12 protein-coding genes are annotated in these 14,794 nt (G+C 66.0%); 4 read left to right on the forward strand and 8 right to left on the reverse strand.

Going from position 1 to position 14,794, the window contains the following annotated elements; all coding sequences use genetic code 11:
* Positions 1 to 3 precede the first annotated feature (3 nt).
* From ACCQ04_RS11455 to ACCQ04_RS11475, 5 genes are all read right to left on the reverse strand, one after another.
* Complete coding sequence (locus ACCQ04_RS11455) at positions 4 to 1,623, reverse strand: glucoamylase family protein (protein ID WP_039527041.1); 1,620 nt, start codon at positions 1,621 to 1,623, stop codon at positions 4 to 6.
* Between the two features lie 101 nt (positions 1,624 to 1,724).
* Positions 1,725 to 4,703 (reverse strand): TonB-dependent receptor, encoded by a 2,979-nt coding sequence (locus ACCQ04_RS11460; protein WP_102581593.1) that lies wholly within the window; start codon positions 4,701 to 4,703, stop codon positions 1,725 to 1,727.
* A gap of 121 nt (positions 4,704 to 4,824) precedes the next feature.
* Positions 4,825 to 5,847, reverse strand: coding sequence for a LacI family DNA-binding transcriptional regulator (locus ACCQ04_RS11465; RefSeq protein WP_102581592.1), 1,023 nt, complete (start codon positions 5,845 to 5,847; stop codon positions 4,825 to 4,827).
* A gap of 327 nt (positions 5,848 to 6,174) precedes the next feature.
* A complete protein-coding gene (locus ACCQ04_RS11470; protein ID WP_016904540.1) occupies positions 6,175 to 6,444 on the reverse strand; it encodes a BolA family protein in 270 nt (89 codons plus the stop codon).
* Positions 6,441 to 6,740 (reverse strand): YciI family protein, encoded by a 300-nt coding sequence (locus ACCQ04_RS11475; protein WP_016904541.1) that lies wholly within the window; start codon positions 6,738 to 6,740, stop codon positions 6,441 to 6,443. Before ACCQ04_RS11475 ends, ACCQ04_RS11470 begins: the two co-directional genes overlap by 4 nt.
* A gap of 350 nt (positions 6,741 to 7,090) precedes the next feature.
* Between ACCQ04_RS11475 and ACCQ04_RS11480 the strand changes: the two genes are divergently transcribed.
* Genes ACCQ04_RS11480 through ACCQ04_RS11490 form a run of 3 tightly spaced genes read left to right on the forward strand, consistent with a single transcriptional unit; the run spans position 7,091 to position 10,854 of the window.
* The gene (locus ACCQ04_RS11480) at positions 7,091 to 7,996 is read left to right on the forward strand and encodes a segregation and condensation protein A (RefSeq protein WP_024940608.1); all 906 of its coding nucleotides are present in this window, start codon (positions 7,091 to 7,093) and stop codon (positions 7,994 to 7,996) included.
* On the forward strand, positions 7,935 to 9,233 hold the full coding sequence (gene scpB, locus ACCQ04_RS11485; protein ID WP_372358527.1) for an SMC-Scp complex subunit ScpB: 1,299 nt from the start codon (positions 7,935 to 7,937) through the stop codon (positions 9,231 to 9,233). Before ACCQ04_RS11480 ends, scpB begins: the two co-directional genes overlap by 62 nt.
* Positions 9,226 to 10,854, forward strand: a complete 1,629-nt coding sequence (locus ACCQ04_RS11490) for a pseudouridine synthase (protein WP_127159013.1) — start codon at positions 9,226 to 9,228, stop codon at positions 10,852 to 10,854. The genes scpB and ACCQ04_RS11490 overlap by 8 nt, the downstream gene beginning before the upstream one ends.
* Positions 10,855 to 11,055: 201 nt before the next feature.
* On the opposite strand, the gene ACCQ04_RS11495 is transcribed toward ACCQ04_RS11490, so the two are convergent.
* Positions 11,056 to 11,493 (reverse strand): hypothetical protein, encoded by a 438-nt coding sequence (locus ACCQ04_RS11495; RefSeq protein ID WP_016904973.1) that lies wholly within the window; start codon positions 11,491 to 11,493, stop codon positions 11,056 to 11,058.
* Between the two features lie 165 nt (positions 11,494 to 11,658).
* Between ACCQ04_RS11495 and ACCQ04_RS11500 the strand changes: the two genes are divergently transcribed.
* A complete protein-coding gene (locus ACCQ04_RS11500; protein WP_226427705.1) occupies positions 11,659 to 12,429 on the forward strand; it encodes a glutaminyl-peptide cyclotransferase in 771 nt (256 codons plus the stop codon).
* Between the two features lie 79 nt (positions 12,430 to 12,508).
* On the opposite strand, the gene ACCQ04_RS11505 is transcribed toward ACCQ04_RS11500, so the two are convergent.
* Positions 12,509 to 13,309 (reverse strand): amidohydrolase, encoded by an 801-nt coding sequence (locus tag ACCQ04_RS11505; protein ID WP_226427704.1) that lies wholly within the window; start codon positions 13,307 to 13,309, stop codon positions 12,509 to 12,511.
* 145 nt (positions 13,310 to 13,454) lie between these two features.
* Complete coding sequence (locus ACCQ04_RS11510; RefSeq protein WP_226427703.1) at positions 13,455 to 14,603, reverse strand: pyridoxal phosphate-dependent aminotransferase; 1,149 nt, start codon at positions 14,601 to 14,603, stop codon at positions 13,455 to 13,457.
* Between the last annotated feature and the right edge of the window lie 191 nt (positions 14,604 to 14,794).

A 14,794-nucleotide genomic window follows, 5' to 3' on the forward strand; every position in this document is an offset into this window, starting at 1 on the left:
GGATTACTCGGGTTTTTGGCGTTGCGAGGGGTCTTGCTGGGCCTGGGCGGCGGCGGCACGCGACTCGGCCATGCCCAGCGCGCGGGCGGCGGCCTTCTGCTCGTCCTTCTGCGGTGCCGGCTGTGGCTCGCCTTCGGGGGTGAGCCAGCCGCCGGTGAAGCCGGCGCGTTCCAGACCGGCCCGGATGTAGGGGTTCTTCTTCATCACGGTCCAGACGAACTCGTTCTGGTAGTTGGCGATCATCGCCAGGATCGGGCCCTGGTCGATGGCGATGTAGTCGCTGGCCACCCAGCCACGGTCCGGCACCATGCGCCCGGTCTTGAGCGGGATGTCGTAGTTGAAGCTGGGATTGAACGAGTCCAGAAAGCCGTAGCTGGAATACAGGAAGTCGCCATAGCGCTTGTGCATTTCTTCGGTGGCCGGGATCACCACTTCCGGGGCGAACACGATCGAGGAGATTGCCGCCGACGGCACGATGGTGCCGTCGTCGAAGTTCTCGCGCAGGCCGGCGCCGCGCGAGGAGTAGTGGCGGAACTGGCGCTGCTCGCCACGGTATTCCTGGCTGGTGTTCTGCGGGCCGTCGCCGGCGGTCAGGCCCCAGACGTTCTCGCCGTAGTCCTTCCACTTCATCGGGTTGTCGATGGCGTAGTCGCGCTGGGCCAGGGTGGCGCGGCGGCTGTTGAGGAAATAGTCGATGCCGCGTTCGCGCATGTACTGGTCCTGGATATCGCGGAAGTCGATCCAGACATGGCTGTACTGGTGACCGAACAGCGGGCCGAAGGACAGGTATTCCTGGCCCTGGTAGACGCCCCAGTCGTTGTTGTAGGTGCGGGTCCAACTGGTCCAGGCATCCACGTCCACGCCGTGGGTCGGCGAGCCGAGCGCGAGGATGTACAGCATCATCGCCTCGTTGTAGCCCATCCAGTCGTGGTCGATGAATCCGCTCTCGGGGAACCAGCCCATCGAGATCAGCGGCGCGCGCTGCTGCAGCCAGCGCCAGTCCACGCGCTTGTACAGCGCATCGGCGATCTGCCGGATCTCCTTTTCGCGCGGGTCGTCGCCGTCGTAATACGACTGGGTGAACAACACGCCCATCATCAGCAGCGCGGTATCCACGCTCGACAGCTCGACCCAGCTGTCGTAACGGTTGCCCTGCTGCATGTCCAGAAAGTGGTAGTAGAAGCCCTTGTACCCGGCCCTACCGGTCCGCTGCGGCCCCATTGGCGCATCGCGGAAGAATTTGAGTGTGGTCAGGGTGCGGTCGATCGCCTGATTGCGACTGACCCAGCCATTCTCGATGCCGATCGGGTACGCGGTCAGCGCGAACCCCACCGAGGCGATGCTGGCGAACGGACGTGACGGAAACCGGTCCGGCGACAGCCCATTGAGTTCGTTGGTGGTGTCCCAGAAAAACTGGAAGGTGCGGCGCTCGATGTCCGAGAACAGCGGTGGCAGCGCGGGTTTGACCGGCTTGGGTGGCAGCTGCGCTTCCACCAGGATGACTTTCACCGGCGCCTTCTTTTCAGCCACTTTGGGCTCCTCGGCCTGCTTGCAGGACGCCAGCACCAGCGCGCCCAGCAATAGTGGAATCGTCAACCAATACGAAGTCCTGCCCCTGTTCATCCGCCCCCCACTTGTGTAATCGATTACATCTCGCACGCCAACCTACCCTATCCAAGCGCCGAGTTCGACCGCCCCGGCAACTGCCGGGGCGGTCGAGTACCTCACCAGTTCAGGCCGAAGGCCAGACGGAAGGTACGCATCGGCGACGCCAGCACACCGGTCGGGGTGCCGTAAGCCGTGTTCAAGTCTCCGAGTGTCCCGGTCTCGCCGTTAAAGTTGGCGTAGTTCACCCAATTGAACACGTTGAGGATATCCGCACGCACGTTGAATTTGACACCTGCGCCGGTATCCCACTCTTTATTGGCGGCGATGCTGAACTCCTTGTAGCCCAGCGTGCCGTCCGGCTTGAACTGCACGATGTAGCACTGGTCGTTGCCGGCCAGGCAGTTCTGCCCGTAACGCGCGGTCTGGCTGGCCAGCGACAGCTTGCCGGACAGCTTGATCTCGTACGGCAGCTCGTAGATGCCGGTGACCACCAGGCGATTCTTCGGAATGCCGCCGGCCTCGCGCCAGCCGTAGTCCTCGATGCGTTCGCGATCCAGGGCGTAATGCTCGCCAAACTGGCGGTTCTCCTTGGCATCGGAATAGGTGTAGGCCACCGTCAGGCCCCAGCCGGACTCCTCGTCGAACGGCTTTTCGACCTGCAGGGCGAGCTGGTTGTTGCGGGTTTCCACGCCGTTGGTCCCCAGCACGATGGCGCTGTAGCCATCCGGGCCGTCGGTCGGCGAGCCGGAAGTGGTGCCCGGCTGGAAGAACGACCCGTCCGGCAGACGGTTGCCGCGCACGAACGCGAAACCGTCATGGCTTTCGATGCGGCTCAGGGTCACGTCGGTGAACCAGTCCTGGCCCCACAGCGGCACCATGTTGCGCATGCCGATGCTGAATTGATCCGAGTACGGGGTCTTGATGTTGTTGTCGATCAGGTAGACCTCGCGACCGCCGCCGCCACTGCTGCTGGCTGTCAGCGTGTTCAGGCCTTCCTGGGTGTTGTAGGCCGGATTCCATGCGGTACACGGGTCGCCCAGGCAGGCCGGGTTATTGGCGCTGGTGAAGTAGTAGCTGTAGGAGTTGAACGAGTTGTTGAGCTGCTCGAGCGCCAGGTAATCGAAGATGTTGCGGTCGTAGGCACGGCCGGCACCGCCATAGATCACATGCGCCTGATCGCCGAACAGGTCATAGGAGGCACCCAGGCGGGGCTGCCAGGCGTTCTTGAACGCCTTGCGGTTGTTGCCGGTGCTGATGAAGTTGTTGATGTCGTAGTTGGCGTTGCGCAGGTTGGTCCAGTTCTGCAGCGCGCCAGCGACGTCGGACGGGGTCACGAAGTCCAGGAACGCCGGGGTTTCTTCGTAGTCGTAGCGCACGCCCAGATTCAGGGTCCAGTGCTCGTTGACCTCCCAGTCGTCCTGCAGGTAGATGCCGTACTGCTTGTTCTCGGACACCACCGAACCGCCACCTTCGACCAGCGGCGCACCGAAGCGCACCCGGTACGGCGTTTCGACATCGCTGAGGATGTTGTAGTAGTACTGCGGGTTGGCCGGGTTGAACTGGGTGGAATCCAGATCGATGCTCTTGAACTTCACGCCCATCTTGACGGTGTGCGCGCCGTGCCATTCCAGGCTGTTCAGGGTCAAATCGTCCTGGAAGGTCCAGCCCTTCTGACCCTTGCGCTGGAAGCTGCTGCCGGCGCCTGCGGCAAGCACGTCGGTCTCGTTACCGCGGTTGGGCGTGTAGCTGAGGATGTAGCCGTTGCCGTTGTTGATCGGCGCCTGGTTCCAGAACGCGCTCTCGTAGCTGAGGTTGGCTTCGTTGAGGAAGTTGGCGCCGCTGTACTGCCAGCGCAGGTTGGCGCGCTTTTCTTCCTGGCCGTTGATGCTGCCGTGCTCGAGGGTCGAGGTGCCGCCGACGTCGTTGAGCTCGTCTTCCTTGCGGTACTTGCCGCTCAGCTCGAACAGGCTGTTGTCGCCGATGGTCCAGTCGATCTTGGCGAAGTACAGGTCTTCCTTGAACGGCGTGCTGTAGGTGGCGACCAGCGGCTGCAACTGCGTGGGCAGCTGATCGACGCGGTCCGAATAGATCGAACCGGGGATCACCACGTTCGGGGTGGTGTATTCCTTGGCTTCATAGGCGACGAAGAAGTGCGCCTTGTCCTTGAGGATCGGGCCGCTGAAGGTGGCGCCGTACTGGGTTTCCTCGAAGTCGTCACGCACGCCGGCGCGCTTTTCCAGCGGGCTTTCTTCGCGCCAGCTGTCGTTGCTGGTATCCCAGAAGAAGCTGCCGTGGAAATCGTTGGTACCGGACTTGGACGAGGCCACGATGGCCGCGCCGCTGACCTGGTCGAACTCGGCCTTGTAGTTGGAGGTGATGACCTTGTACTCGCCGATTGCCGACTGCGGGAACGGGTTGCCGCGGCTGGAATCCTGGCCGCTGACGCCGCCGGTCAGCACGTAGTTCTTCTGGCTCACGCCGTCGATGTAGACATTGGTGCCTTCGGCCGAGGTGGCACCCGAGCGCACCTTGGTGGTGCCGTTGGCCTCGCGGGTGAACTGCACGTTCGGTACGGTGTCGGCCAGTTCCAGGAAGTTGCGCGTGGCACGCGGCAGGTTCTGGATCTGCACGTTGGAAATATAGGTGGCGTTCTCGGAGGTACGGGTTTCCACCAGTACCGGCGGGGCCTTGACCTGCACCGCGTCCAGCGTGGTGGCGTTACCACCGTCAGCCGTGGCCGGTTCGCCGCCGACGCCCAGGTTCAGGGTCGCGGTCTGGCCGACCTGCACGGTGACGTTCTGCGAGGTGGTCTGGCCGTTGGCGGTGACGTCCAGGCGGTACGAACCCGGCGGCAGGCCGCCGAGCGAGTAGCCACCGTTGCTGACCTGCACGGTGCGGGTCAGGCCGGTGGCGAGATTGGTCGCGGTGACCTGGGCCTGGCTGGCAGGTGCCGAGTCGACGGTGACCTGGCCGCGGATGGTCGCCGCAGCACTCTGCGCAAAGGCCGGTGCGGCACCAAGCAACAGGCAACTGGCCAGGGCGCAGCTGAGCAGCTTGCGCGCCGGACTGGCGGAATGGGGGTAGTGGTGGCGCATTGGTCCCTCCAGGGATCGGTACAGATTGTTGTTGTGGCGTTGCGACTTGCAGGAACGACCGCTGCGGGGGGCAGCGGGAGCGGACAGAACGTCCGCGAAAAGGGTCAGCGGGCAGGAAACCTCAGGGGCCGGGCTCGCCGGCGCCGCAGGAGGCGCGGATCACCAGCTCGGGCGTGAGCAATTGGCGGATGCCGTCGTCGCGGCCGGGCTGGTCCACCAGCCGCATCAGCCGGGACATCGCCTGCTCGCCCAGGCGCGCGATGCTGACCCGCATCGTGGTCAGCGCCGGATGGACGAAACGGGCCAGCGGAATATCGTCGAAACCGGCCAGTGCCACATCGCCGGGCACCGAGACATCGGCCTGGACAAACGCGTACAGGCAGCCCAGCGCGGTCATGTCGTTGGCGGCGAATACCGCGTCGGGCAGCGTGCCGCCGGCCAGCATCGCCTGGCCGGCGCGGTGGCCGGAGGCCTCGTCGAAGTCGCCGGGGAATTCGATGCCCTGCGCGGTATCGCCGTGGGCGGCGATCGCATCGCGGAAGCCACGCAGGCGTTCGCGCGCATCGAAATTCAGCGCTGGCCCGCCGATGAAGGCGATGCGCCGATGTCCGGCCGACAGCAGATGTTCGGTCATCGCCATCGCGCCGGCATGGTCGTCGATGCTCAGCACCGGATAGGCGTCGCCGGGAACGTGCGCGTTGATCAATACCGTGGGCAGCGCCTGCGGCAGGTTGTCGGTGAGGAACCCGGGCTGCTCGGCATACGGCGACAGCACCAGCAGACCGTCCACGCGCCCGCGCATGGACTGCAGTGCCCTGCCCTGCGCCTCCGGGTCGCCGTGGTAACTGGACACCAGCAGATGCTGGCCGGCGGCACGCGCCGCACCATCGATCCCGCGGATCAGCTCGGAAAAGAATTCGCCATACAGGTCCGGCAGCACCACGCCCAGGGTCTGGGTGCGTCGGCTGCTGAGGCTGCGGGCTGCCGCATGCGGGCTGTAGCGCAGCCGCGCGGCCACGTCCTGCACCAGCTGGCGCACCGGCCCGGCGACGTTGTCATGCCCATTGAGCGCACGCGACACCGTTGCAACGGAGACCTGTGCTTCCCTGGCGACATCTTTGATGGTGACCGCACCCTTGGCCATTCGTGTCGCCCTCCGCGACCGAGTTCCCAAAACTGGCGCGGACTGTAAGCGTTTTCATACGAAGGCGTAAACCCCTGTCTTCACGCCCGTGAAAACGCTTACAGATCAAGCATCTGCAAGTGATGAATACGTGAAGCGATGTGTTGCGACGCAACAAATACCGCTCATCTGTCCACGGATGAAGGTCGACGGCGATCACGGTTGGGCGGTTTGGCGCTCCGGAGGGAACGGTCGCCGCCCGTAGGAGCGCACCCGGGCGCGACAGGCCTTACTGGTAAATCCGTCGCGCCCGGGTGCGCTCCTACGACGGCTGGTTGAGTGGCCTGGTTATCCCGCCTCGCCCGGCGCGATCGCCTCGATCGACAGCGCGTGGATATCGGTCTGCATCATCTCGCCGACCGCGGCATAGACCGCGCGGTGCCGCGCCAGCGGCGGCTTGCCGGCGAAGGCGGCGCTGACCACGCGCACATTGAAATGCCCACGCCCGTCGCGCGCGCCGGCATGCCCGGCGTGGCGATGGCTGTCGTCCACCACCTCCAGCTCGGTCGGCGCCAGCGCCGCCTGCAGCGCGGTGCGGATCCGCTCGACCCTGCTCATGGCAGCACCCGGCGGAACGGGCGCACCTCGGTGCGCACGTACACGCCCGCCTCGACATACGGATCGGCATCGGCCCAGGCGCGGGCGTCGTCCAGCGCGTCGAATTCGGCGATGACCACGCTGCCGCTGAAACCGGCCGGGCCCGGATCCTCGGCATCGATCGCCGGGCATGGGCCCGCCACCAGCAGGCGCCCTGCCGCCGCCAGCGCCTGCAAACGCGCCAGATGCGCCGGTCGCGCCTGCTGCCGGGCCGCCAGTGCGTCGGCCCGGTCATACCCTTCGATTACGTACCACATAGGCCACCTCGCCCAAGACGTGAAGAACAGCCCCGGGATTCTAGCCGCCTCGGCGCTGGACACCGCCCCCGCGCACGCATTACCCTTGCCACCACTGCACACGCAATCGGACGCAGCGGCCCGTCGGCCCAGGCCCCACGCCTCCTCGACGACCGATTCGCTGCCCACCGCCGACCCGCGTAGACGACCTCCTCGCTGTTCCGTCGCCGCATGCCACGCGGCGCACGTTGTATGTGGATTTGTAGGATCGTGCCGGCACGAGCACGACATTGATCGCAATAACTCAAGGCAAAGCCCTGCAGGCGCGGCTCCGACCGTGGCCGGCGACCGTAAGACCCGATGTCGACCTGATGAATTCCGAACTCGCGCACGACGCGAATCCGCCAGCCACGAGCGCGCCGCCACAGCAGCAGGAAATGCGGCTGGCGGTGGTGCATGGGCAAGCGGTGCTGCAGATCCCGCAGGATCTGTATATTCCGCCGGACGCGCTGGAAGTCATCCTGGATGCCTTCGAAGGTCCGCTGGACCTGCTGCTGTATCTGATCCGCCGCCAGAATCTGGACATCCTGGATATCCCCGTCGCCGAGATCACCCGGCAGTACGTGGATTACATCAACGTAATGCAGGAGCTGCGCTTCGAACTGGCGGCCGAATATCTGGTGATGGCCGCGATCCTGGCCGAGATCAAGTCGCGCATGCTGTTGCCGCGCCCGCCCAGCGAGGAAGGCGAAGAAAACGATCCGCGCGCCGAGCTGGTGCGCCGGCTGCAGGAATACGAACGCTTCAAGCAGGCTGCCGAGGATCTGGACACGCTGCCGCGCATGGGCCGCGACAGCGCGCCGGTGCAGGCGCATCTGCCGGAGCGCGCCGCGGTCAAGCTGCCGCCGCCGGTGGAACTGAAAGAAATGCTGATGGCGCTGTACGACGTGCTCAAACGCGCCGAACTGTTCACCGGCCATGCGATCAAGCGCGAGGCGCTGAGCGTGCGCCAGCGCATGGGCGATGTGCTGAGCCGCCTGGACGATGGCAGGTTCTACCGCTTCGAATCGCTGTTCACTGCCGAAGAAGGCAAGCTCGGCGTGCTGGTCACCTTCCTGGCGCTGCTCGAACTGGCCAAGGAGCAATTGCTGGACATCGTGCAGGAGGCGCCGCTGGCGCCGATCTACGTGAAGTCGCTGGCGTTGGGCAACACCAATGCGCCGCTGCAATTCTCCAGCGAATTCGATGATAGCGATGCCGCCAACGAACCTCTCTGAAGCCGATCACCGAATGGATCAAGCGTTGATCACCCGCATTATCGAAGCCGCCCTGCTGGCGAGCAGCCAGCCGCTGACGCTGGCGCAGCTGCAGGGCGTGTTTCCGGAAGAAGAACCGGCGCCGCCCGGCAGCGTCGAGCGCGCGCTGGAACTGCTGCGCGACGGCTGCGCCGAGCGCGGCGTGGAGCTGGTCGAGGTGGCCTCGGGCTTCCGCTTCCAGGTCAAGGCGGACGTGCATGGCTGGGTCGCCCGGCTGTGGACCGAGCGCCGCACCAAGTACACCCGCGCCACGCTGGAAACCCTGGCGCTGATCGCCTACCGGCAGCCGATCACCCGCGGCGAGATCGAGCAGGTGCGCGGCGTGGCGGTCAGCAGCAACATCATCCAGGCGCTGGAAGAACGCGAGTGGATCCGCGTGGTCGGCCACCGCGACGTGCCCGGTAAGCCGGCCCTGTTCGGCACTACCAAGGGCTTCCTGGATTACTTCGGGCTCAAGCGCTTGGACGAGCTGCCGCCATTGTCTGAGTTGAAGGACATTGCCGAGCTGGAACCGCAGCTGCCGCTGGACCGCGACGGCCAACTGGATGGCGCGGTGCCGGCGTCGGCGGCGATGGGTACGGAGCATGCTGAAGCGGGTCCGGATACGGATCCAGACCCGGATAGGGCGGATGCAGACGGCGCCGGCGCCGATGCGGCGATTGCCGCCCGGACTGACGCGGCGGCGGATGCAGATGCTGACGTGGATGCCGACCCGGGCGACGCCGCGCAGGAACAGCGCGATGCCGAGGATGTGCTGCCGGCATCGGACAGCACCACCGATGCAACCAGCGACAGCGACGATGCAATGCACGTCGATGCCGATACCGAGCTGGCCGTTGACGCCGATGGCGATGCCGATAGTGATGTAGACGACAACGACCAGACCGCCAGCCCAGGCACTGCAGTCGACGACGAAATCGAACACCACGCCGACGCGGTCGATGACCACGCCAGCGCCGATGAATCAAGTAACGACACACCGCAACACCCCGAGCATGCCTCGGCGCAGGACCTAAACCCGTTGGACCCAGATGACGCCCGTGAGGGCGACCCCGACACCGCGCCGGGAACGCGCGCGGACGCAGTGAACGAAGACGAAGACAACGCCGTCGCGACGACGACCGTGGCTGTTGACGAAGCCGATTCCGAACCAGAGGCCGACCCAGAACGCGTCGGCCGGAGCCAGACACATGAGTGACACCCCCCGCAAGCTGTCGTTGAACAAGCTTTCCCTCAAGCGCGACAGCGCGCCCGAAGCGCCCAAGCTGGAAGAGCGCCTGCACAAGGTGCTGGCCCAGGCCGGCCTGGGGTCGCGCCGCGCGCTGGAACAGCGCATTGCCGATGGCCTGATCAAGGTCAATGGCGCCGTCGCGCAGACCGGCATGTCGGTGCGCAGCGGCGACAAGATCGAGCTGGATGGCCGCAGTTTCGTGGCCAGCGCGCTGACCGAGCCCTCGCGCGTGCTGATCTACAACAAGCCCGAAGGCGAAGTGACCACCCGCGAAGACCCCGAAGGCCGCCCGACCGTGTTCGAGTCGCTGCCGGCATTGAAAGGCTCGCGCTGGATCGCCATCGGCCGCCTGGACATCAACACCACCGGCCTGCTGCTGCTGACCACCGACGGTGAGCTGGCCAACGCGATGATGCATCCCTCCTACGAGGTCGAGCGCGAATACGTGGTGCGCGTACGCGCCCCGGAAGGCGAGGACAAGGTCTCCGACGCCATCATCGAGCGCCTGTCGCGCGGCGTGCTGCTGGAAGACGGCGGCGCCAAGTTCGATGAGATCGAACGCATCGGCGGCACCGACTCGCACGACTGGTTCCGCGTGGTGGTCAAGGAAGGCCGCAACCGCGAAGTGCGTCGCCTGTGGGAGTCGCAGGGCTGCCAGGTCAGTCGCCTCAAGCGCAGCCGCTACGGCAAGATCTCGCTGCCGCGCGAACTGCTGCGTGGGCAGTCCATCGAAGTGGCGCAGGACAAGGTCGACAGCCTGCGTGCCGAACTCAAGCTGGAAGAAGGCGCGCCGTCGGCGCTGACGCTGCAGCCGGTGATCGGCCAGCGCCGCGCCGCCAAGTCCACCGTGCACGTCTCGCGCGATGGCCGCAGCAATGCCTACGTCAACGGCCAGACCTCAGGCGCCGACGAAGGACGCGAACTGCGCCGCTTCGACAACCCGCGCGAAGATCGCGGCGGCCGTGGCCGTGGCAAGCCGGGCGGTTTCCGCGGCGGCCTCACCGTCAGCGGCGAAGCGGCAGCCAAGCAGTCGCAGCAGCGCCCATTCAAGCAACGCGCCCCCGCCAAGGGCGACCGCGGCCTTCCGGACGGCAACCCGGCCGCGTTCCGCAGCTGGTACGTGCCCGATGGCGTGAGCACCGGCCCGAGCGGCCACCGCAATGCCGGCCCCGGTGGCCCTGGCACCGGCCAGGCGCGCCCGTACGCGAAGAAGGGTCCGGGCGGTGCACGCCCAGGTGGCGGCGCGGGCAATGCACGCCCTGGCGCGGGCGGCGCGGGACGTGGCGGCGCCGGTGGCGGACAGGGCCAGTCGCAGGGCCAGGGTCAGCGCAAGCACCCGTACGGTCATCCGGGCAATGCGCCGAGCTTTCCGTCCGATCACGCCAACCCGGGTTTCAGCCCGTATGGCGCGGCACGTCCGGCGGCCGGTCGCCCGACCGGCGCACGCGCGGGTGGCCCCGGTGGCAACCGTGGTCCGGGCGGCAATCGCGGTCCGGGTGGTCCGGGCGGCGCGCCGCGTGGACCGGGTGGTCGCCCGCCGGGTGGCGGCAATCGTCGTCCGCCAGGCGGTGGTAATCGCGGTCGCTAAGCTGCGGCACGCGCAATAAAAAACGGCCCTGCAAAGGGCCGTTTTTTATTGGTGTTTCCGTTCGCGCCCGGCATCGCAGTTGCTGGAAACAGCAGCGACACCGAGTTCGTACAGCAACAGCGCAGAGCCCACTGTTTGGGGGCGCTGCGCGTTCACGCAGGCGTCGACCATTGGCGACGCTTGCGCTGCATGCACAGCGTCTTACTTGCGACGCTCGATGACGAAGTTGCCCACCGCCACGCCCAGATCGACGCCCTCGCCCGTGCCGGCCAGGGCCAGCGAAATGTCGCCCTTGGTGACCACCTGTGCCGTGCTGGACTTGACCACGCCGGCATGCGCTTCGGCCGCCGCGTAGGTGCCGAACAGATCATTGAGGCTGTAGGCGCCTGAGAAGGTGCCGCGGCCGCCGACAATCTTGGACTTGCCGACGGTCAGGCCGCCGCCCTTGCTGGAGATCTTGACCGGGATCACCGCGCCGTTGTCGCACTTGATGGTGCCGGTGCCGCTGGCGGTCTTGTAGAACACCGACCAGCCCGACAGGTTGAACGACAGCTGGCAGTCGATGTTACCGGCGGCCTGCGCCTGCGGTGCAAGCGTTGCGGCGCCCAGCAGCGCGAAGAGGGAAAGGGACTTGATCATGCGGGCATTCCGGTTGGTGAACGTGGCGCCGAGCCTATCAGCGCCGATGTGGCAGCCGCGACAACATGCCGGCACCGCGCATGCGACCGTTCAGCGAATCATTATTTCGCCGGCCGGCGGCCTGCGCCGCCACAGTCTGCGATGGCGGCATGGGATGATTGCGGCATGCCACGCACCGTCTACAGCCTGCTCTTCGCCGCCCTGCTGCTGCCCACCCTCGCCCACTGCGGCGAGACCATCCCGACCCAGGGCTATACCGTCGTGCGCACCTATCCGCACGACACCGCCGCCTTTACCGAAGGCCTGTTCTATCTCGACGGCTACCTGTACGAGAGCACCGGCGAACTGGGCCAGTCCAGCGTGCGCAAGGTCGAGCTGCAGACCGGCCGCGTCCTGCAGCAGGCCTCGACACCGGCGCCGTTTTTCGGCGAAGGCATCGTGGCCTGGCACGACCGCCTGATTCAGCTGACCTGGCGCAACCAGCGCGGGTTTGTCTACGACCTGGCCACGCTGACGCCGCGCACGCAGTTCAGTTATTCCGGCGAGGGCTGGGCGCTGACCCGCGACGACAGCAGCCTGTACATGAGTGATGGCACCGCCCACATTCGACGGCTGGATCCGCAGACGCTGCAGCAGGTCGGCAGCATCAAGGTCACTGCCCGCGGCAAGGCGCTGGACAATCTCAACGAGCTGGAATGGGTCAACGGCGAGCTGTTGGCGAACGTCTGGTTGACCACCCGCATCGCACGCATCGACCCGGCCAGCGGCAAGGTCATCGCCTGGATCGACTTGAAGGCGCTGGTGCCGGACGCCGACACCCTGAGCGACCCAAGCAACGATGTACTCAACGGCATCGCCTACGACGCCGAGCACGATCGCCTGTTCGTCACCGGCAAGCGGTGGCCGAAGATCTACGAGATCAAGTTGGGTGAGTAGCCGGGATTGGGGATTGGGGATTCGCAACAGCAGGCAAACGGATAGCTGTGCCTTGCCTGCTTGCACCAATCCCTAATCCCTAATCCCGAATCACAAAGCCATCCGCATCCAGCATCGCCGGGAAGCGTGCGCGGTGTTCGGCCAGGGCGGCAGCGCTGAGGGTGGTGGTGACCACTTGTGGCTGCTCGCGGATCTCCACCTGCGGCTGGCCGAGGAAATCGATCACGGCGCTGTCGCCGGCGTAGTGCAACTGATTGCCATCGACGCCGACGCGGTTGACCGCTGCCACAAAGCACAGGTTCTCGATCGCGCGTGCGCGCAGCAACGTCTTCCAGGCATAGGCGCGCGCGGACGGCCAGTTGGCGACGAACAGTTGCAGATCGAAATCCAGCTGGCCCGGCCGCTCGACATCGAAGCGATTGCGGCAGAACACCGGAAAGCGCAGGTCGTAGCAGACCTGCGGATTGATCCGCCAGCCCTTCCACTCCACCGTCAGGCGATCGCGCCCGGCCGCGTAGCGCAGGTGCTCGTTGCCGAAGCGGAACAGATGGCGCTTGTCGTAATACTGCAGCGCCCCGTCCGGCGTGGCCCACAGCAGCCGGTTGAACACGCCTTCGGGCGTGCGCAATTGCACGCTACCGGTGACGGCAGCATCCAGCCGCGCCGCCTGCGCACGCACCCAGGCCACGGTCGGCCCGTCCATGTCCTCGGCCTTGTCAATGGCGTCGTTGGAGAACCCGCTGGTGAAGGTCTCCGGCAGGATCACCAGATCGGTCTGCCCGGCCAATGGCTCCAGCAACGCACCGTAATAGTCGCGATTGCCGGCCGGGTCATGCCAGCGGGTGTCGCCTTGGATCAGGGAGATGCGCAGGTCGTTCATTAAAGGCTCGGGATTCGGGAGTGGGGATTTGGGATTCGAACGGCGGGTTTCGGGTGGCTTCCTGTCATCGGCATTCTGCGAACTCGTCAACAAACGACCAACCGCTTTTACGATTCCCGAATCCCCATTCCCGATTCCCAGCTCTTCAGAGCTGCTGCAACCGCGCGATCGCCGCATCCAGGGTTGCATCGTTCTTGGCGAAGCACAGCCGCGCCAGTCGTTGCCCTTGCGGCGCGGTCTCGTAGAACGGCGACAGCGGAATCGCGGCCACGCCCTTTTCCACCGTCAGCCACTTCACGAACTCGGTGTCGGGCAGGTTGCTGATGGCCGAATAGTCGACCAGCTGGAAATAGCCGCCGGGCACCGGCAACGGCTTCAGGCGCGTGGTCAGCAACTGTTCGCGGAAACGGTCGCGCTTGGCCTGGTAGAACGCGCCGAGGTGTTCGTCGTGTTCGGGTTCGTCGCGAATCATCGCGGCGAATGCGTGCTGGGCCGGACCGAAGCTGGTGAAGGTGTTGTACTGGTGCACCTTGCGGAACTCGGCGCTCAGTGCCGGCGGCGCGATGGCGTAGCCGATCTTCCAGCCGGTGCAGTGATAGGTCTTGCCGAAGCTGGAAATCACGAACGCGCGCTCGCGCAGTTCCGGCCAGCGCAACACCGATTCGTGGCGGCGGCCGTCGAACACGATGTGTTCGTACACCTCGTCCGAGAGCAGGAAGATGTCGCTGCCGCGCAACAGCGCGGTCAAGCGCTGCATGTCATCGGCAGACAGCATCGCGCCGGACGGATTGTGCGGCGAGTTGATCATCAGCAGGCGCGTCTTCGGCGTGATCGCCGCGCGCAGCGCCGGCCAATCGATGGCGAAGGTCTGCGGGTCCAGCGCCACGTGCATGGCGCGCGCGCCGGCCAGGTCGATCGCCGGCTCGTAGCAGTCGTAGGCCGGGTCCAGCACGATGACCTCCTCGCCTGCGCGCACCACCGCGTGGATGGCGTTGAAGATTGCCTCGGTGGCACCGCTGGTGACGGTGATCTCGCTGTCGGCATCGACCTGCGCGCCGTAACAGCGCTGCGCCTTGCCGGCGATGGCCTGGCGCAAGGCCGCAACGCCGGTCATCGGCGGGTATTGGTTGTGGCCGGCCGCCATGGCCTTGGCCAGTTCATCGACCAGCCGCTGCGGCACCGCGAAATCGGGAAAACCCTGGCCCAGATTCACCGCGCCGTGTTCGGCCGCCAGCTGCGACATGACGGTGAAGATGGTGGTGCCCACCTTGGGCAGCTTGGTCGTGAGGGGCATCGGGCCTGTCCGGGCAACAAACGGGGGGACCGCGAGTGTACGCAAAGCCGCCAGGCGGTTGCGCCCGGCCGGTGCAAAACAGCGTTCCCGGACACATCACGCCGCCGAACGCGCCCCCGGCAGCGCGCCATCGTCGCTACAATGCGCGCCCTGCCTCGCCCACCCCATGCCGTCCTGCGACGGGAGCCCGC

Source organism: Xanthomonas sp. NCPPB 2866 (genome assembly GCF_041475745.2).
GTDB classification, from domain to species: Bacteria; Pseudomonadota; Gammaproteobacteria; order Xanthomonadales; family Xanthomonadaceae; genus Xanthomonas; species Xanthomonas arboricola.

Coding starts and splice junctions, on each gene's coding strand:
- ACCQ04_RS11455 (WP_039527041.1), bottom strand. CDS start 1,623: ATGAACAGGGGCAGGACTTCGTATTGGTTGACGATTCCACTATTGCTG.
- ACCQ04_RS11460 (WP_102581593.1), bottom strand. CDS start 4,703: ATGCGCCACCACTACCCCCATTCCGCCAGTCCGGCGCGCAAGCTGCTC.
- ACCQ04_RS11465 (WP_102581592.1), bottom strand. CDS start 5,847: ATGGCCAAGGGTGCGGTCACCATCAAAGATGTCGCCAGGGAAGCACAG.
- ACCQ04_RS11470 (WP_016904540.1), bottom strand. CDS start 6,444: ATGAGCAGGGTCGAGCGGATCCGCACCGCGCTGCAGGCGGCGCTGGCG.
- ACCQ04_RS11475 (WP_016904541.1), bottom strand. CDS start 6,740: ATGTGGTACGTAATCGAAGGGTATGACCGGGCCGACGCACTGGCGGCC.
- ACCQ04_RS11480 (WP_024940608.1), top strand. CDS start 7,091: ATGAATTCCGAACTCGCGCACGACGCGAATCCGCCAGCCACGAGCGCG.
- scpB (WP_372358527.1), top strand. CDS start 7,935: ATGCGCCGCTGCAATTCTCCAGCGAATTCGATGATAGCGATGCCGCCA.
- ACCQ04_RS11490 (WP_127159013.1), top strand. CDS start 9,226: ATGAGTGACACCCCCCGCAAGCTGTCGTTGAACAAGCTTTCCCTCAAG.
- ACCQ04_RS11495 (WP_016904973.1), bottom strand. CDS start 11,493: ATGATCAAGTCCCTTTCCCTCTTCGCGCTGCTGGGCGCCGCAACGCTT.
- ACCQ04_RS11500 (WP_226427705.1), top strand. CDS start 11,659: ATGCCACGCACCGTCTACAGCCTGCTCTTCGCCGCCCTGCTGCTGCCC.
- ACCQ04_RS11505 (WP_226427704.1), bottom strand. CDS start 13,309: ATGAACGACCTGCGCATCTCCCTGATCCAAGGCGACACCCGCTGGCAT.
- ACCQ04_RS11510 (WP_226427703.1), bottom strand. CDS start 14,603: ATGCCCCTCACGACCAAGCTGCCCAAGGTGGGCACCACCATCTTCACC.